Here is a 16,430-nt window from a genome sequence, read left to right as displayed (position 1 = left end):
TTCGGGCGGCCGGCCGCCGTCAGTTCGCCTTGATCACGCGCCGCACCAGCGACGCGAGTGTGTCCATCGAGTAGGGCTTGCGCAGCAGCTCGACCTCGCTGGTACCTTCGTCGACCAGCACGTCGCTGTATCCGCTCGTCAGCACCACCGGCAGCGCGCGGTGACTCCGCGCCAGCCGTTTCGCCAGGTCCAGCCCGCTGATCCCGCCCGGCATCACCACGTCGGTGAGGACGAGGTCGAACGGCTCGTGTCCGTTCTCGAGGATGTCGAGCGCGTGCTGGGCATCGGGGACGAGCACCGTCTCGTAGCCGAGGTCGTTCAGCAGCTGCGCGGCATGCTCGCCGACATTTTCGTTGTCCTCAACGACGAGGATGCGGCCGCTCCCGGTCCCGCCGGGCGCCTCGGCCCGCGCGTCGGGCGCCGCCGGGACCGCCTCGTCGGACGCCCGAGGCAAGTACATGGTGAAGGTCGCGCCTTGCCCGGGCTTGCTTTCGACGCGCACGTTGCCGCCCGACTGCCGGGCGAAGCCATAGACCTGGCTCAGCCCCAGCCCGGTACCCTTGCCGACTTCCTTGGTGGTGTAGAACGGCTCGAATATGCGGTCGACCTGGTCGGGCGCGAGCCCGGTGCCGCTGTCGGCGATGCTGACGGCGATGAACCGGCCCGGCACCGCCGGATGCGCCCGCATGGCCGGGATCTCGGCGCTCTCCTCGACCGTGAGGACGATCGAACCCTCGCCGTTCATCGCGTCGCGGGCATTGACCGCCATGTTGACGAGCGCGGTCTCGAACTGGACGAGGTCGGCCTTGACCGGCGCCGGCGAAAGCTTGAGCTCGGTCCTGAGCGCGACCCTGGCCCCGACCACGGTGGTCAGCATCTCGACGATGCGGCTCACGTTGTCGGCCGCGTCGAACACGGTCTCGTGCAGCGGTTGCCGCCGCGCGAATGCCAGCAGCTGCGACGTCAGCTTCGCCGCGCGCTCCGCCGTCTCGGCGATCGCGTTGATGTAGCGCTGCCGGCGTGCCTCGCTCAGCTCTGGCCGGCGCAGCGCGTCGACGCCCGACAGGATCACGGTGAGCAGGTTGTTGAAGTCGTGCGCGACGCCGCCCGTCAGCTGGCCGATCGCCTCGAGCTTCTGCGATTGCCTGAGCGCATCCTCGACCCGCTCGCGCTCGGCCGCTTCCTCCTCGAGCCGCGTCAGCGCGCGCTGCAGTTCGACCGTGCGCTCCGCGACGCGGATTTCGAGCGCGGCTTCGACGGCGCGTTGCTCGGTGATGTCGGCATGCGTCCCGCACCAGCGATAGATCTGCCCCGCCTCGTCGCGGATCGGCACGATGCGGCAGAGAAACTCGCGCCACTCGCCGTCATGGCGCCGGAGCGGAAAGCGCATTTCGAAGCGTTCGCCCGTCTCGAGCGAGTGCTGCCAGCGTCGGCGAACCTCGAGCAGGATCTCCGGATCATGCGCCGATTCCCACTCGCGCGCGCGCTCCGCGCTCCCGCCGGTGAATTCGTGCCAGCGCAGGTTGTACCAGAAGATCGTGCCGTCCCCGTAGGCGAGCCAGCACAGCGAGGAGATATTGTCGGCCAGCGTCAGGAATTCGTCGCGCTGTCGTTGCAGCTCGGCTTCGGCACGCCGGCGCTCTTCGAGCTCGCGCTGCTCGGCGACGAACAGGCGGACGTTGTCGATCGCGACGGCGGCTTGGCCCGCGACGCCGAGCATGATCCGCTCGGCGGGCTCGCCGAAGACATCGGTTTTCGAGTGGCCGAAGAACAGCCCGCCCAGGTCCTCGCCGCTGCGCGACATCACCGGCACGGCGAGATAGCTGCGGACCGGCAAGTGGCCTTCGGGCATGCCCGAGCGCGGCACGTTGCGCCCGTAGCGCGGATCCTTGGTGATGTCCCCCGAGCGCACGACCCCTTCGCCCGAGAAGGTCGGCGCGAACACCTCGGTGTTGCGGGGCATCGGAAAGCCCTCGAACTTGCTGCGCGGCACCCCCGACAGGGTATAGAGCGTGTAGGATTCGCCCTTCTCGTCGACGAGGTTGTAGAAGAACGCGCCGAACTCGGCGCCGGTCAGCGCGACGCCCGCATCGGTGACCGCCTGCACCACGCGTTCGAGGTCGAGCTCGGCGTTGAGCTGCGCCCCGAGCGCGTTGAGGATCCCGAGCGTGCGGGTTTCCTCGGCCAGCGCCTCGCGCATGCGCAGCTGCTCGGCGACCTGCTCGCCCGCCTCGAACTGGCGGGTGCGCGCGCGGCACGCCGAGCGCACTGCGGAGATAAGTGCGGTCTGGCTGATCGGCCGTTCGAGCACGGTCGCGTTGCCGAGCAGGTCGACGACCTGCCGGTCAATCGCCCCGCCGCGGTGCGCCAAGAGCACGAACGGGAAATCCGACCAGCTCGGCTGCGCCTTGACCCAGGCATCGATCGCCAGGAGGTCCGCGCCGCCGAGCCCCTCCTGGGCAATGACGGCCCCGGCCGCACCGTCCAGCCGCGACAGGAGCTCCGCCACCCCGCCGCACGGCAGGCATGCGATTCCCGCGCCGGCGAGAAGCCGTTCGATGACCGGGCCGTCGCGCCCGACCGGAGCCCAAATCAGGACTCGCGTCTCACCCCTCACGCCCCGCCGCCTCTTCAAGAAGGTCGGATTCCGCGCCGAGATAAGTGGGAACGCCGGTCAGAACCCCCTGGAACTCGGTCAGCGCCTCGCCGACTGCGACCCCGTGCGAACTGATCCGGTACTCGCGAATGGTCTCCTCGTGATGGCCCGTGCGCTTCTTCAGGACGGACAGCGCACGGCGCAGCTTGCCGCCGGATTCGAAGAACCGCAGCATGATGACGGAATCGCTGAGGTAGGTCAGGTCGACCGGACTCGCCATGTGCCCGACCATGCCGTGCTGGGCGAGGACGAGAATCGTCACGATGCCCTGCTGGTTCAGGTACGAAAGCATCTCGTGCATCTGGAGCATCATGAAATGCTCTTCGGGCATGGCGTTGAGATAGCCGCTGAGGCTGTCGAGCACGACGACGCGCACGCCGTGTCCCTCGACGGAATCGCGCACGCAAGCGGTCAGCTCCCCCGGCGTCAGTTCGGCGGGATCGATCTGCCGCAAGTGCAGCAGGCCTTGGTCGAGGAACGGCTGGAGTTCGAAGCCCATGCCTTGCGCCCGCCTCAGGAACACGCTGCGCACTTCGTCGAAGACGAGGACCAGCGCAGGCTCGCCGCGCTGGAGCGCGGCATAGACGAACTGCAGCGAAAGCGACGACTTGCCCGAACCCGAAGGGCCGATGATCAGCGTGCTGGTGCCGCGGTCGAGCCCGCCGCCGACGAGCGCGTCGAGCGCCGCCACCCCGCTACCGATCACGTCCGCGGCGAAATCGACATGGTGCTCGGCGGCGACCAGCCGCGGATAGACACGCAGGCCGCCGCGCTCGATCGTGAAGTCATGGTAGCCGCCGCGGAACTTGACCCCGCGCATCTTGATGCAGCGGATGCGCCGTCGTTCGGCGCCGTAGAGCGCCGCGAGCTGCTCGAGGCGCAGCACCCCGTGGCTGATGCTGTGGAGGTTGAGGTCGTCCTGCTCGCTCGTCAGGTCGTCGAGCATCAGCACCGTGCAGCCCATCTTAAGGAAGAAGTGCTTGAGCGCGAGGACCTGGCGGCGGTAGCGCAGCGACCCTTGCGAGAGCAGGCGGATTTCGGACAGGCTGTCGAACACCAGCCGCTTGGGCTTGACCCTTTCGACCTCGGCCATGACCATCCGCACCGTCTCGCCGAGTTCCACCTCGGACGAGTAGAACACCGTCTGCTGGGCATTGGGATCGAGCGAGAGCTCGGGCGGGACCATTTCGAAGATCTCGATGCCCTCGAACGTCCAGCCGTGGCTGGCGGCCACCGCGCAGAGCTCGGCCTTGGTCTCCGACAGCGTGACGTAGAGCCCGAGCTCGCCTTGCCGGGCCCCGTCCATCAGGAACTGGAGCGCCATGCTGGTCTTGCCCGAGCCGGGCTGGCCCTCGACCAGGTGCACACGGTTTTCAGCGTACCCCCCATCCAGGATCGGATCGAGTCCCGGCACCCCCGTCGGAATGAGGGCGGTGGGAAGGTACGAAAATTCCATCGAGGCATCCCTTGGCTGGCAAAGGGTGCGCTATAGGCAAGGGCGGGGAACCGTTGTGTTTCTTACCCGACAGAACGGAGCGATTGTATCGGCTAAGCGTAGCCGCGCCGAGCAGCCCCCGCCGGGATCGCGCTGCGCCAAGCGGGAGCATCTGTCCTGACCTGTTCGCTACGCCCTTGCTGTGCCTCGCGTCCCACCTGCGGGGCCGCGCTCACCGGCATCTTCGGGCGCAGCGCCGGCTGAGGCGCAAGGGGGAAAGGTGGGGCAGTTCTCCGGACGAATCGACCGATTGCCGGACGCCGGACGGCTGCCGCGCGCGCCGGCGTTAGCTCAGGTCGTTCGACGGGCTTGCGTCCAGCTGCTGCAACGAAATCCCCGCCTGCGTCGAGGCGAGGTCGGCCGCCGCCACCAGGCGCCGGGCCGTTTCGGTTGCCGCTCCGGGCTTGAGGGCGATGGCGACGCGCGGGCCGGTCATGACCACCTCCCCGTTGAGCACGTCCACGTTGAGGGGCTGTTCTTCCGCGTTCAGCGTCATTCCCGCGTTCTCCAACCTGCCGGTGCGTCGTCGCTACCGCATAAAGCGATAGGGCGGGTACCAGTTCCAAGCTGAGCCAAATCCTGCCGGACAACCGCCCGGCGCTCATGTATCCATCAACCACCGCTTCCGGACTTCTTCCGGATCGCCAGGGGCCCCGCGGACCGAATGACATTTACTCCCAAGAACGAAATCCTCGCCGAACTCGAGCCCGCGGTGGCGCTCCGCTTTGCACCCCATTTCGAGCGCGTGACGCTCAGCCGCGGGGAAGTGCTCCAGGAGACCGGCACCGAGGTGCAATGGGTCTGGTTTCCCGAGGACACGCTGATCTGCATGGCCTCCGAAAGCGTCGAAGGCGAAACCGTGAGCGGCGGGATGGTCGGGCGAAACGGCGCGTTCGGCGCGTTCGAGGCCTGCGGCAGCCGCCTGAGCTATGCCCGCGCGCTGGTGCAGATCGGCGGCGATGCCTGGCGCATGCGCGACAGCCACTACCGCGAGCTGTTCGACCAGTCGTCGAACCTGCGCACGGCGATCCACAAGCATGTCGAGGCGCTGATCATCGAGGCGCGCCAGCTCGTGGCCTGCACCGCGATCCACCGGGTCGAGCACCGCATGTGCCGGGTCCTGCTCGATGCCTCGGCGCGCAGCCACCGGGGCGCCCACCTGACGCTCACCCAGGAGGAGCTCGCCAACATCCTCGGCGTCCAGCGCTCGACGATCGCCGTCACCTCCTCGGCGCTCCAGCGCAGCGGCCTGATCCGCAGCCGGCGCGGCAGCATCGACATCCTCGATTTCCCGCGGCTCGAGGCGGCCGCCTGCTCGTGCCGCCGGACGATCGCCTACGCGCAGCAGGAAGTGCTCGAATCGACCGCCCAGGTCTGCGAGGGCTGAGCATGGTCGAGCTGTCCCATGTGCCCGCCCGCCGGGACCTGCGCGCATGGCCACAGGCGAGCACGGCCGATGCCCTCGGCGGAGCCGGCCTTGCGTAAGCCGCATCCCTATTTCGGGTTCAGGACCAAGACCGAGCAACCCGCATCGGAGCCGCGCCGGGAAGGCGTGGCTCGGCACGAACCCCTGTTCAAGCCGGAGGAGCAGGAAGGCGTGTTGTGGAGGAACGCCATCCCCTCGGACCGTCGCCGAGATAGCAGGGATGAGCGCCCTTAACTGGGCGGTGCCCGCACATTCAGGAGATGCCCCCCCGGCACTGGCGAAGCGCATAGGCCGCCCACCGAACCAGCCGCCGCGCACGAACGTCAGCGGCGGGCGGCGATCTTCCAGGCGTATTCCTCGAGGTTGCCGAACCGGGCCGTCGCAGCCGAGCGGACTTGCTCGACGGTGTAGCCGTATGCCCGCGCGGTCTCGGCGAGCGCCTGTTCGACCGTCGCTTCGATCACGAGCAGGCTCTCGAAGTCGGCCAGCATCTGCGCCTTGTCGACGATCATGTCCGCGCCCGCACGTCGAGGAACACCTCCACTTCGCCCGGTTCTGCGTCCGCCTCGGTGCACGGCGTCACGATCGCGCGCGCATCGAACACCGTCTGCGCTTCGCGTCCGCCAGCCACCGGCCAGACCGCCACGACGGCCGAGCGGACGAGGCCGTCCGAATTCCTGAACATGCTGTCGAAATAGGTGGTCGCGGCATCCTCTGCCGAGGCGCAGCGGCTCACCAGAGACGGGTCGATGCCCGTCCTCTCGTCAAGGATGTCGGCGAAGAAATCCTCGTGCGTGCCGACGATGGCGAGGTTTCGCTTGCCCATGATTTCCTGCCCCCTTTTGTGCGAGTGCCGCCTTCGGTCTCGACGACTTCTCGCGTCCATGATGATCGGCGCGATCGGGCGGCGCAAGCGACGACGCGTCCGCGACCCGGCACCAACCACGAAGCGCGCAGGGCGCTCAGCGGTCGGAGTCGGCGGCGACTTTCCAGGCCCCGTCGTCTGTCATCTGTTCCGACAGCCGCTTCATGACGCACAGCATCTCCACCAGCCGTACGCCGTCGATCGGGCGAATATGCATCGTCGGGCGACGCGTCGCGACCAGCTTCTGCATGTCGTGGTCGAACTCGGCGCGGTTGATGAAGACGTCGCCGAACACTTCGTCCCAGTTCTTGGTGTTGAGGACGATCCCGGCCAGTTCGCCCAGTTCGACGAACTCGATCAGGGGCGCGAACGCCTCGCCACGCTCCATCGCCGCCTTGCGGATCCCCTTTGCCTTGCCGATCAGGTTCGAGGCCCGTGCCTTGAACCAGTCGGGGCCGAACCGCTCTTCGAGCTTGCGGGCGACATAGGCACGCAGTTCCTGCTCGAACCGATCGAGCGCCGCATAGGCATCCTTTCGCGTGCCGCGCGAGCGCACGGTCATCGAGACTTCGCCGAAAGCGAACACGGCGACCGCATTCGCTTCGGAGCGCAGGCCGGCGGTGAGACCGCTCTCTATCATGATTTCCAGCGCCACGCCGGGCGATGCCTCGATCAGGCCGTCGTCGACCTCGGCCTCGCGGTACATGCGCCTGCGCACCCGGGTGTCGCGCCAGAAATTCTCCGGCAGGTCCGGCCGGCTGCGCCACTCGCCGAACAGCGAATGATAGGCGTCAAGGCGAAGGCTGCTGCGCGGCCCGAATGCCTCGCCGATGCCGGCGAGCGCCGACATCTTGAGCCGCGTCGTCTCGAACTCCGCCGCAAAGCGCCCATCGAGGCCGAGCAGCGCACTCATCTTTGCCTGGTCGGCGGCGATCGCCCCGGTAAACGTGGTCGCGATCCTCGCCCGCACGTCGTCCAGCGCCGTACCGAGACTGCCACCGAACAGGCCGGCGACGTCGGGCATGTCGGCCCTCGCGAGCGCGCTCACCCATTGCCCGGTCTTGGCAATGTCGCCGATCGGGCCGGCGAGCGACGCCACCAGCGATTTCTGCACCGCGCGCTGCTGCTCCTCGAAATGCGCGATGGCCGAACCGATACCGCCGAACGGCCGCATCATCTCATCCAGCGACTTCTGCGCTTCCTGCATGGCGCGGCCGAGCGCGGGATCGATCTTGAGCGGCTCGAGGCCTTGAATCGCCTTGATCACCGACGGGTCGATCGACGGCATGATCGCGCCGAGCTTGGCCTGCTCGATCGCAATCGGCTCAAATGCGGAGAGCTTGGCGGCGAGACCGGCGGGCGGTTCCAGTGCCCTGCGGATGGCCTCCATCCGCGCGGTATCGGCGGCCCCGAAATTCGGACCGAGCCCAAGGGCCGCCTGTCTGGCAAGCTGCTGCGCGGGTGAATTGGCGAAGTCGCGTGCGAGCTTTGCCGCAGGAGACTCCAGATAATCCTGCGCCATCTTGACGGCGGGCGATTCCAGATAGTCCCGCGCGAGCCGTTCGGCGGCGAGGTCGGGCAGGCCGCGCACAACATCTTCGGCCGCGGTAAGGGATTCGCTGCGCGCGCGCTTCGATTGCTCGTCGTCGGAGCGCTTGTCGCTGGCGCTTTCGTCGTCGGCGTCCATGCTGTCCCCGTCCGTCCGTACCTCACCCGGCGCTCCGCAACTATATCGGCGTTTGAACCGCGGCCTGCTAAGTGCCCAGAATGCCTTACGACGCGATCACCATCGACACGAACACATTCATTCAGACCGGGATCGCGCTGGAGACCGGACTGCTCGCTCAGCTCGAGCAATTCAAGGAAGCGCCCGTCGATCTCGTGCTTTCCGAGATCGTCACGCGCGAAGTCCTCAAGCACCTCCAGCAGATGACGAAGAAGGGCCGCGACGCCGGCCTCGCCGCGCTGACGCGTCTCGAACAGCTTCAGCTTGTCGCAGAGGCAGACCGCGAGCGGCTTAAACAGGTTGCCGAGAGTGTAGTCGACTCCCGCGAGGCGGCTCGCCAGCGCCTCGCTCGGTTCCTCGAAGCAACGGGGGCGCAGGCCGTCCGCGCCTCGCATTGTTCGATCGACGACCTTTTGAAGCTTTACTTCGCTGCCTCTGCGCCGTTCGAGCCGACCGGCGACAAGAAGTTCGAATTCCCCGACGCCATCGCTTTGCTCAGCCTGCAGAAATGGGCCGTGGACGGCGGGAAGCGCATTCTAGCGGTGTCTGCCGACAAGGGCTGGGCGGCGTTCGCCGAGACGTCCGAACAAATCGACGTCGAGGAGGATCTCGCCAAAGCGCTCGAGACGCTCCAGGAACATGCCGCGGCAGCGGAAGCGACGGTAGCGAAGCTCATGGAAGCCGTAGTTGCGGGCACGCAGCCCGACGCCGCGAACGCGATCGAGGAAGGACTGACCGCATCGCTCGCTGACTGGGTGTTCTCCGCCGAAGGCAGCGGTAGCTTCTACCTCGAGGCCGATAGCAACACATTGCGTTTCGGCTCGTACGAGCTCGCCAAGATCGGCGACGACTACGACATCACGGTCGTGCGCCTCGGCCACGAGATCGTGGCGGCGCGTATTGGCGCAACCTTCACCGCCACGGCGGAAGCCGATTTCTCGCTGGCCGTCTGGGACGGCATCGATCGCGAGTACGTGAACATGGGCGGTGCGTCGGCCGAAACGGAGATCGAGTTCGAAGGCGCGTTCCTCGTCACGCTCTACGGCGATCTCGCGGGTCCCCTTGATGATATCGACGTAGGCGAAGTCGAGGTGGTCGAGGCAATCGACAGCGTCGATTTCGGCGAAATCGAATTCGATTACGGCGATCCTGATGACTTCGACGCACTGCTTGAATCTGAACCCGAGACCGAAGCGGCCGAAGAGCCGGCGCCGGCAGCGGGGACTCACAACGGCGTCTAGCCCGCACGGTATCCGGAGCCGAAGTGGCGTCTGATCGCGCACGACCGTGGGCGAAACCCTTGCGGAAGCCACACTTGTAAAAATGCCACAAGGCGAGGCGCGTCGAGCAGCAATGCCCGGTGCTCAATTTGTTTCGCCGCAATTGGCAATAAGGAGTGTCCCATGAAGGATTGGAAATCGATGATCCATTGGTGCTTTGGCCTCGAGGATCGGGAATTTGCGCAACACCCGAGCGACGAGCAGAACGCATTTGAGCTGCTCACGGAACTACGCTCGCGCGCGGTTAGCTGGCCAACGTTCGAGCGTGAGCTGCGCAAGCAACTTGGCGGCATGCCCAAGCTCGACACCGAAGCCGAGGTCCGCCGCGTACACGGCTATTTCGGCCCGTGGCTGCTCGATTAACCCGAAAGGGCGATGAAAGCAGGAAAGCGGTCTCGGCGAGACCCCTCGAAACCGAAGCGGCTGTGACGCGCCTCGCGCCTTCGGCGCGACCGCGCTCTATGGCGCGGCCAAGGCCTTGCCACCGAGCCCCGCTGACGCGGGTCTCGGCCTCACGGTAACGATCGGCTGGCGCATCGGGCGCCGTGCGGCGCCCTCAAAGCGGACGCCGCGCCTTTTGCGCGGCGGCGCTTTGGTCGGCCTCTCCCGTCCAAGCGGGCGTGGGCGGCGCTCCCGCCTAGGCCCGCGCGCCCCGCCGGCAAGCCGGGCCCTTCGACTTCGCTCGGCCCCGGCTCCTCCACTGAGGTTCCGGCCTGTGGTGCCGGCGGCGCTGTGACGCGGGCCTCTCCGATCGCTCGGTGCCGCCCACCCCCGCTTTTCCGGGGAGGCCTGCGGGTTTTTGGGGCGGATGAGGAGGCAAGCCATGCGCCCGACCCACCACCGCCGCGCCCGTTCCGCGCGCCGGACTCCGTCACACCAAGAAGCCCGTGGCGGCAACGCCGCCACCGAGCGCGCCAATCTCTACGACGAGGTCACCCAGCGGATCATCGGCGAGCTTGAAGCCGGGCGGCTGCCATGGGTCCAGCCGTGGGGCCGCACGGCGGGCGGGGCCGGACCCGCGCTGCCGCGCAACGCGCTCACCGGCCGCCCCTATTCGGGGATCAATATCCTCATCCTGTGGGGCGCCGTGATCGAGCACGGCTATCCGAGCCAAGGCTGGCTGACTTTCCGGCAGGCGCTGCAAGCCGGAGGCAATGTCCGCAAGGGCGAGCGCGGGCAGTGCGTCGTCTATGCCGACCGCTTCACCCCCGAGAGCGAGAAGGAACGCGCCCGCCAGAGCGGCGAGGACGCGCGCGCCATTCCGTTCCTCAAGCGCTTCACCGTGTTCAACGTCGCGCAGTGCGAGGGGCTGCGCCCCGGCCTCGCGCCCGACCCCGTGCCGCTCCCCGAGTGCGAAACCATTCCCGTCGCCGAGGAGGTGATCGCCGCGAGCGGCGTCCGCTTCCGCATAGGCGGCGATGAAGCCTTCTACATGCCCGCGCTCGACTTGGTGCAGGTGCCGTGCAGACAAGCCTTCTTCGAGCCGATCAACTATTATCGCACCTGCCTGCACGAGTTGACCCACGCGACCGGCCACCCCTCGCGCGTGGGCCGCGACCTGTCCAACCCGTTCGGCTCGGCGGGCTATGCGCGCGAGGAACTGGTCGCCGAAATGGGCTCGGCGTTCCTGTGCGCGAGCCTCGGCATCGTGCCGACCGTGCGCCACGCCGACTATATAGGCTCGTGGCTCGCGGTGCTGCGCGAGGACAATCGCGCGATCTTCCGCGCCGCCGCCGCCGCGAGCCGCGCCGCCGACTGGCTGCTCGCGCGCCGGCGCGCCGCGCACGAAGCCGAAGCGCAAGACCAAGACGGGAGGGCAGCGGCATGATCCTGCTCCCGCCTCCGCTCGCCGCCCGGCTTCGCGCGAACGCCGCCGCCAGCGCCGCCGCGAACACCGCAGGCCGGGGCTTCGACCCGCCGCCGGTGCTCAAGCTGTTCAACCCGCTCGGACCCGCGACTTGGCTGGCGAGCGAACTCGCCGAGGACCGCGACACCCTGTTCGGCCTTGCCGACCTCGGCTTCGGCTGTCCCGAACTCGGCACGTTCGGTCTGTCGGAAATCGCTGCGCTGCGCCTGCCGTTCGGCATGCGGATAGAGCGCGACCTCCTTTTCATCAGCGCGCAGCCGCTGTCGCGCTGGGCAAGCGCCGCGCGCGAATGCGGCTCGATTGCCGCCGCCGAACTGCTGCTGCGCCACGCCGTCCGCCATGGCCGCGCGGCACCCGACCTTCCGCTGCCCTCGAACGACGAGGGAGGCGGATGACGCGCGGCGCGTTCCGCCGCTTCCACGAAAGCCGGTCCGCCATCCCGATCAAGAGCGACGGACCGGCCCTCCATGAGGAGTAGTCCAATGAAACTCGACTTTATCGCCCTCGACAAGCTCTCGGTGAGCAAGACCAACATGCGCTACGCCAAGCGTCCCCCGGACCTGTCGGATATCCTGCCGACCGTCCGCGCGCGCGGCGTCCTGACGCCGCTGATCGTACGTCCCAATCTCTGCCCTGAGCGGGTCGAAGGGGGAGCGCCCGAGGCGTTCGAGATCGTCGCCGGGAGCCGCCGCTTCCACGCCGCCAAGATCGTCGCCGACGAGCGGCGCGGCGAAACCGGCGAGCCGGACCCCGACAGCCTGCGGCTTCCCTGCGCCATTCTCGACGACGGCGACGACGCGGCTGCGGTCGAGGCCTCGCTGATCGAGAACCTCGCCCGGCTCGATCCCGACGAGGTGACCCAGTGGGAAACCTTCACCCGCCTCGTGCGCGAAGGCCGCAGCGTCGATGAGATTGCCGCCACGTTCGGCCTGCCCGAACTGGGCGTCAAACGCGTGCTCGCGCTCGGCAACCTTTTGCCGCGCATTCGCCAGCTCTACCGCGATGGCGAGATCGACCGCGCCACGGTTCGGCACCTGACGCTCGCCAGCAAAAGCCAGCAGAAGGCCTGGCTGGCGCTCGCCGACGACCCCGACGCTTATCTCCCGACCGGCTACCAGCTCAAGGGCTGGCTGTTCGGCGGACAGGCGATCAACGCCGCTCATGCCCTGTTCGACATCGACGCCAGCGGCATCGCCACCGTCGCCGACCTGTTCGGCGAGGAATGCCATGTCGCCGACACCGATGCGTTCTGGACGTTGCAGAACGCGGCCATCGCCGCGCGCCGCGAGGCCTATCTCGAGGCGGGCTGGCCCGACGTGGTGATCGTGCCGCCGGACGAACATTTCCATAGCTGGGAATATGAGAAGGCCGCCAAGCGCAAGGGCGGGCGCGTCTATATCGACGTGCGCGCAAGCGGCGAGGTCACCTTCCACGAAGGCTATGTCAGCCGCGCCGAAGCCCGCCGCGCCGCGCGCGGCGGCGAGGCGGAGGAAGCCCGCAAACCGCAGCGCCCGGAGATCACCGGCACGATGCAGGCCTATATCGATCTGCATCGCCATGCGGCGGTGCGCGTCTGCCTGCTCGCCCGTCCGGACGTGGCGCTGCGCTTGATGGTGGCGCACGCCATTGCCGGCTCGCCGCTGTGGACCGTGCGCATCGAGCCGCAGACGGCGCGCAGCGACGAGGTGCGCGAGAGCGTCGAAACCAGCGCCGCCGAGGCTTTGTTCGACGAGCGCCGCCGCGCGATGCTTGAGCGTCTCGGCTTCGACCCCGAGGCTCCCACCGTCACCCGGGGCAACGGCGATCCTTACGGCCTTGTCGGGGTGTTCCTGCGCCTGCTCGCGCTCGACGACGAGGCGGTCATGGACGTGCTCGCCGTCATCATGGGCGAGACGCTCATGGCGGGCGGCGCGGTCATCGAGGCGGTCGGCCGGGAGATCGGCGTCGACATGGCCGCGCTGTGGCAGCCGGACGAGGCGTTCTTCGCGCTCGTCCGCGACCGCGAGGCCATGGTTGCCATCGTCGCCGAACTCGCCGGGGAAGCCGCCGCCGAGGCCAACGCCAAGGAGAAGCTCAAGACGCTTCGGACCATCGCCCGCGACTGCCTCGAAGGGAGCAACGGACGGCCCAAGGCCGAGCGCTGGGTGCCCCGGTGGATGGCCTTCCCGCCCACTGCCTACACGCCACGCGGCGGCGTCGGCACGGTCGAGGCCCATGCGCTGGTCGAAGCGGCCCGCGCCGGTCTTCGCGAGCCCGACCCCGACGCGCCGGGCCCGCTCGCCGCAGGTGTCGAGGCTCCCGAAGACGAGGCCGAAACGCCGCCGTGGGAGGACGGCGAGCCGCAGCAGGCCGAGCCGCTCGCCGCCTGACCGGCGCTCCTCCCAACCGCCCGGCGATGCTTCGCGGCATCGCCGGTGGGCTTTTCTCGGTTGGGGCAGCGGCCCGGCGGCCGCTGCCCCTTTCCTCGGAAGCTCGAAAATTTTGCCGCGCGTCTCGGCCTGTCGGGCCTCGGCGCGCGGTTTTTGTGGGCAGTCGGGGCCGTGTTGAGCCGGAGAGCAGGCCGGACACGCGGGGCGACGTTGCCAAATGGCAACTAAACTCCTATATGCTGCCATCAGGAGACCACCGATGACCGCTTTGCACCGGGTCGATACCACCCCGCCGCCCTTTGCCGCCGAGCCGATCTCGGACGCCGAAGGCGCGGCGATGTTCCGCGCGGCGGTCAACCTGTTCCGGACCTGGGACCTGACCGACGAGCAGGCCGCGACCCTCCTCGACATGCCGGTGCGTACCTATCGCCGCTGGAAGGCGGGCGGCGGGGGCCGGCTCGACCGCGACAAGAAGGCGCGCCTGTCCAACCTCATGGGCATCCACAAGGCGCTGCGGCTGGTCTTCCGCGAAGCGCAGCGCGCCTATGCCTGGGTCAAGGCGCCGAACGAGGCCTTCGCCGGGCGCACCGCGCTCGACGTGATGCTCGGCGGCGAGCTCACCGACCTCATGCGCCTGCGGCGCTACCTCGACGCGGAGCGCGGCGGCTGGTGATCGCGCCCGCAGCGGTGGCGCGCACGCGGGTCGAATGGAACGGGGCGGTGCGGATCATCCGCAGCCTCTATCCGCCGATCGACTTGTTCGAGGACATCGCCGACCCGGCCGACTGGCCGCTCCTGATCGCCGCCGAGCAGAAGACCAATCCGCGGCTGATGGAGACGATCGGCGCGCTCGACCTCGTCCCGCCCGAACGCCGCGTCGCCGGCCCCGGCGCCAGCTGGCTGATGGCGCCGTTCACCCATGTCAGCCGCGACCGGCCGAGCCGCTTCACCGACGGCAGCTACGGCGTGCTCTATGCCGGCGACCGCTTCGAGACCGCGCTGCTCGAGACCATCCACTACCACGCCCGCTTCATGGCGAAGACGCGCGAAGCCGCCGGCTGGACCTCGCAGTTTCGCGAGATCCTGCTCGATATCGACGCCGAGCTGCACGAGCTGCGTACCGGCGAGCCGGGGCTTGCTGAGGCGCTCGATCCGGAGACCCACGCCGCAGGCCGGCAGCTCGGCACGGCCTTGCGCGCCGCCGGTTCGGACGGGGTCGTCTATCCCAGCACGCGCGCCCAAGGCGGCGAATGCGCCGCCCTGTTCTATCCCGACCTTGCACGCAATCCGCGCCAGGGCCGCCACCTCGACTACCACTGGGACGGCACGCGCGTGGACCTCTATCGCGACGCCGCCTCGGGCGAAGTCTTCCGCATCGTCGAGACCTGAGCGCACGGCGCGACGCCGGACGACAGCGGGCTCGCGCCGCGTTAGCCCATGCGGCCGCGTTCGTTTGGGCGGTCCCGGCCGCGGCCCTGGCTGCCGACGGGATGCCCCCGCAGGTCGTGCGACGGGCCACACGCAGGGGCGGCAGCCGCGTCTCGCCCGGTGCGAAACTCCGCATCACAACCTGTCCCCGAACGCCTTCCGAAAGCGGTGCGACACCAGCCGGCGGCATCGTCTCCTGCTCCCTTTGCCGTTCCTTCCGGCCACGTTTCCGGCTCCTCGGGCGAGGTCCTGGGACGGCCGCCGCCCGCGCCAAACCATCGCGCCCATGCGCTTATTTCCCCGCCGCGCCGGGGCGCGGCTCCTCGCGCACGCTTCGCTTTCAAATAAGCGCGGCGCTCCGGTCCTCCGCTTCGCTGCGGCCCTCATCGGGTTCGCGCGGGCGGCTGTACGGCCGTCCCGTTCGGCCTGCCCATCGCCCGGAAAACGGTCCGGACGAATCAAGGCAAGGAGACGAACAATGCCCGCAATCGGTCAAGTCACCCGCGACGGCGAAGGCTTCAAGGGCCAGCTCAAGACGCTGTCGATCCGCACCGACATCGAGATCGTGCCCAACCACGCCAAGAGCTCGGACGCGCAGCCCGACTACCGCGTCACCGCCGGCGGCGTCGAAGTCGGGGCCGGCTGGGTCCGCCGCGGCGAAACGAGCGGGAAGGACTATGTCTCGCTGAGCCTCGCCGCTCCCGAGTTCGGCCCGCGCCGCCTCTACGCCAATCTCGGCCGCGCCGCCGGCCAGGACGGCGAGACCTACGCGATCATCTGGAACCCGGCCGACTGAGGCCGCCGGCCCCCGCGCCCCGCGCGCGGGGGTCCTGGTCCTCGGCCACGGGCGCATGGGGGTCGAAAACGCATGCCCGCGATTGCGACCCTGCCGGCGGCGGCCGGGACAGGCGATCCCGGGCGCGTCGCGGCGCAACTGGGCGCCGCCGCTTCGGACCTGGACCCATGGACGATACCGCCGCCCGCGCGCAGGCCGCGCGCGCCACATGCCCGTTCCTCACCGCCAAGCAGGCCGCCTTCCATCTCGGCCTCGCCTATTCGACATTGAAGGCGATGCGCGCCGCCGGCACCGGCCCGCTGTGCCGCCTGCACGGGCGCACCTGGCGCTATCATATCGACGACATCGAAGCCTGGTCGAAGGCCCGCGCGCGCGGCGGCGACCGTGGCTGAGCGAAGCGCGCCCTGCCGCACGAGGCGCCCCCGGAGCGGCAATCGGACGGGCGCCGAGCTCCCGCTGATCGCCTGGGGCGAGACGCGTGCGCGTACGCGCCGGCGCCTCGGAGCGCTGCGGCGCAGGGCC

16 protein-coding genes are annotated in these 16,430 nt (G+C 68.8%); 10 read left to right on the top strand and 6 right to left on the bottom strand.

Annotation, left to right across the window (positions count from 1 at the left end; translation table 11 throughout):
* Positions 1-19: 19 nt before the first annotated feature.
* The 3 genes from IEW58_RS00080 to IEW58_RS00070 form a co-directional block, all read right to left on the bottom strand.
* Positions 20-2,617: an ATP-binding protein gene (locus IEW58_RS00080; protein WP_188643263.1), complete on the bottom strand. Its 2,598-nt coding sequence runs from the start codon at positions 2,615-2,617 to the stop codon at positions 20-22.
* Complete coding sequence (locus tag IEW58_RS00075; protein ID WP_188643262.1) at positions 2,607-4,112, bottom strand: ATPase domain-containing protein; 1,506 nt, start codon at positions 4,110-4,112, stop codon at positions 2,607-2,609. The genes IEW58_RS00080 and IEW58_RS00075 overlap by 11 nt, the downstream gene beginning before the upstream one ends.
* A 325-nt stretch (positions 4,113-4,437) precedes the next feature.
* Positions 4,438-4,647 (bottom strand): hypothetical protein, encoded by a 210-nt coding sequence (locus IEW58_RS00070; protein WP_188643261.1) that lies wholly within the window; start codon positions 4,645-4,647, stop codon positions 4,438-4,440.
* A 168-nt stretch (positions 4,648-4,815) separates the two neighbouring features.
* On the opposite strand from IEW58_RS00070, the gene IEW58_RS00065 reads away from it, so the two are divergent.
* Positions 4,816-5,538 carry a Crp/Fnr family transcriptional regulator gene (locus tag IEW58_RS00065; RefSeq protein ID WP_188643260.1) on the top strand — a complete coding sequence of 241 codons (723 nt, stop codon included), beginning with the start codon at positions 4,816-4,818 and terminating at the stop codon, positions 5,536-5,538.
* A gap of 362 nt (positions 5,539-5,900) precedes the next feature.
* On the opposite strand, the gene IEW58_RS00060 is transcribed toward IEW58_RS00065, so the two are convergent.
* From IEW58_RS00060 to IEW58_RS00050, 3 genes are all read right to left on the bottom strand, one after another.
* On the bottom strand, positions 5,901-6,089 hold the full coding sequence (locus IEW58_RS00060) for a hypothetical protein (protein ID WP_188643259.1): 189 nt from the start codon (positions 6,087-6,089) through the stop codon (positions 5,901-5,903).
* Positions 6,086-6,403 carry a hypothetical protein gene (locus IEW58_RS00055; protein WP_188643258.1) on the bottom strand — a complete coding sequence of 106 codons (318 nt, stop codon included), beginning with the start codon at positions 6,401-6,403 and terminating at the stop codon, positions 6,086-6,088. The genes IEW58_RS00060 and IEW58_RS00055 overlap by 4 nt, the downstream gene beginning before the upstream one ends.
* Before the next feature lie 136 nt (positions 6,404-6,539).
* Entirely contained in the window at positions 6,540-8,129 is a 1,590-nt protein-coding gene (locus IEW58_RS00050) for a hypothetical protein (RefSeq protein WP_188643257.1), read from the bottom strand.
* 80 nt (positions 8,130-8,209) lie between these two features.
* Between IEW58_RS00050 and IEW58_RS00045 the strand changes: the two genes are divergently transcribed.
* From IEW58_RS00045 to IEW58_RS00005, 9 genes are all read left to right on the top strand, one after another.
* A complete protein-coding gene (locus tag IEW58_RS00045) occupies positions 8,210-9,409 on the top strand; it encodes a PIN domain-containing protein (protein WP_188643256.1) in 1,200 nt (399 codons plus the stop codon).
* 162 nt (positions 9,410-9,571) lie between these two features.
* On the top strand, positions 9,572-9,811 hold the full coding sequence (locus IEW58_RS00040; protein WP_188643255.1) for a hypothetical protein: 240 nt from the start codon (positions 9,572-9,574) through the stop codon (positions 9,809-9,811).
* A gap of 460 nt (positions 9,812-10,271) precedes the next feature.
* Positions 10,272-11,276: an ArdC family protein gene (locus tag IEW58_RS00035; RefSeq protein ID WP_188643254.1), complete on the top strand. Its 1,005-nt coding sequence runs from the start codon at positions 10,272-10,274 to the stop codon at positions 11,274-11,276.
* Complete coding sequence (locus IEW58_RS00030) at positions 11,273-11,710, top strand: DUF2958 domain-containing protein (protein WP_188643253.1); 438 nt, start codon at positions 11,273-11,275, stop codon at positions 11,708-11,710. Before IEW58_RS00035 ends, IEW58_RS00030 begins: the two co-directional genes overlap by 4 nt.
* Positions 11,711-11,797: 87 nt before the next feature.
* Positions 11,798-13,684, top strand: coding sequence for a ParB/RepB/Spo0J family partition protein (locus IEW58_RS00025; RefSeq protein ID WP_188643252.1), 1,887 nt, complete (start codon positions 11,798-11,800; stop codon positions 13,682-13,684).
* A 259-nt stretch (positions 13,685-13,943) separates the two neighbouring features.
* Entirely contained in the window at positions 13,944-14,357 is a 414-nt protein-coding gene (locus IEW58_RS00020) for an MbcA/ParS/Xre antitoxin family protein (RefSeq protein ID WP_188643251.1), read from the top strand.
* Positions 14,354-15,073: an RES family NAD+ phosphorylase gene (locus IEW58_RS00015; protein ID WP_188643250.1), complete on the top strand. Its 720-nt coding sequence runs from the start codon at positions 14,354-14,356 to the stop codon at positions 15,071-15,073. The genes IEW58_RS00020 and IEW58_RS00015 overlap by 4 nt, the downstream gene beginning before the upstream one ends.
* A 517-nt stretch (positions 15,074-15,590) precedes the next feature.
* Entirely contained in the window at positions 15,591-15,908 is a 318-nt protein-coding gene (locus IEW58_RS00010; protein WP_188643249.1) for a DUF736 domain-containing protein, read from the top strand.
* Between the two features lie 167 nt (positions 15,909-16,075).
* Positions 16,076-16,300 carry a helix-turn-helix transcriptional regulator gene (locus IEW58_RS00005; RefSeq protein WP_188643248.1) on the top strand — a complete coding sequence of 75 codons (225 nt, stop codon included), beginning with the start codon at positions 16,076-16,078 and terminating at the stop codon, positions 16,298-16,300.
* Positions 16,301-16,430 lie beyond the last annotated feature (130 nt).

Source organism: Tsuneonella deserti (genome assembly GCF_014644315.1).
Classification (GTDB): domain Bacteria; phylum Pseudomonadota; class Alphaproteobacteria; order Sphingomonadales; family Sphingomonadaceae; genus Tsuneonella; species Tsuneonella deserti.
Note: the sequence above shows the minus strand (reverse complement) of the source record. Positions and strands in the feature narration are given on the sequence as shown.

Coding starts and splice junctions, on each gene's coding strand:
- IEW58_RS00025 (WP_188643252.1), top strand. CDS start 11,798: ATGAAACTCGACTTTATCGCCCTCGACAAGCTCTCGGTGAGCAAGACC.
- IEW58_RS00055 (WP_188643258.1), bottom strand. CDS start 6,403: ATGGGCAAGCGAAACCTCGCCATCGTCGGCACGCACGAGGATTTCTTC.
- IEW58_RS00075 (WP_188643262.1), bottom strand. CDS start 4,112: ATGGAATTTTCGTACCTTCCCACCGCCCTCATTCCGACGGGGGTGCCG.
- IEW58_RS00020 (WP_188643251.1), top strand. CDS start 13,944: ATGACCGCTTTGCACCGGGTCGATACCACCCCGCCGCCCTTTGCCGCC.
- IEW58_RS00040 (WP_188643255.1), top strand. CDS start 9,572: ATGAAGGATTGGAAATCGATGATCCATTGGTGCTTTGGCCTCGAGGAT.
- IEW58_RS00065 (WP_188643260.1), top strand. CDS start 4,816: ATGACATTTACTCCCAAGAACGAAATCCTCGCCGAACTCGAGCCCGCG.
- IEW58_RS00005 (WP_188643248.1), top strand. CDS start 16,076: ATGGACGATACCGCCGCCCGCGCGCAGGCCGCGCGCGCCACATGCCCG.
- IEW58_RS00010 (WP_188643249.1), top strand. CDS start 15,591: ATGCCCGCAATCGGTCAAGTCACCCGCGACGGCGAAGGCTTCAAGGGC.
- IEW58_RS00035 (WP_188643254.1), top strand. CDS start 10,272: ATGCGCCCGACCCACCACCGCCGCGCCCGTTCCGCGCGCCGGACTCCG.
- IEW58_RS00050 (WP_188643257.1), bottom strand. CDS start 8,129: ATGGACGCCGACGACGAAAGCGCCAGCGACAAGCGCTCCGACGACGAG.
- IEW58_RS00060 (WP_188643259.1), bottom strand. CDS start 6,089: ATGATCGTCGACAAGGCGCAGATGCTGGCCGACTTCGAGAGCCTGCTC.
- IEW58_RS00030 (WP_188643253.1), top strand. CDS start 11,273: ATGATCCTGCTCCCGCCTCCGCTCGCCGCCCGGCTTCGCGCGAACGCC.
- IEW58_RS00045 (WP_188643256.1), top strand. CDS start 8,210: ATGCCTTACGACGCGATCACCATCGACACGAACACATTCATTCAGACC.
- IEW58_RS00070 (WP_188643261.1), bottom strand. CDS start 4,647: ATGACGCTGAACGCGGAAGAACAGCCCCTCAACGTGGACGTGCTCAAC.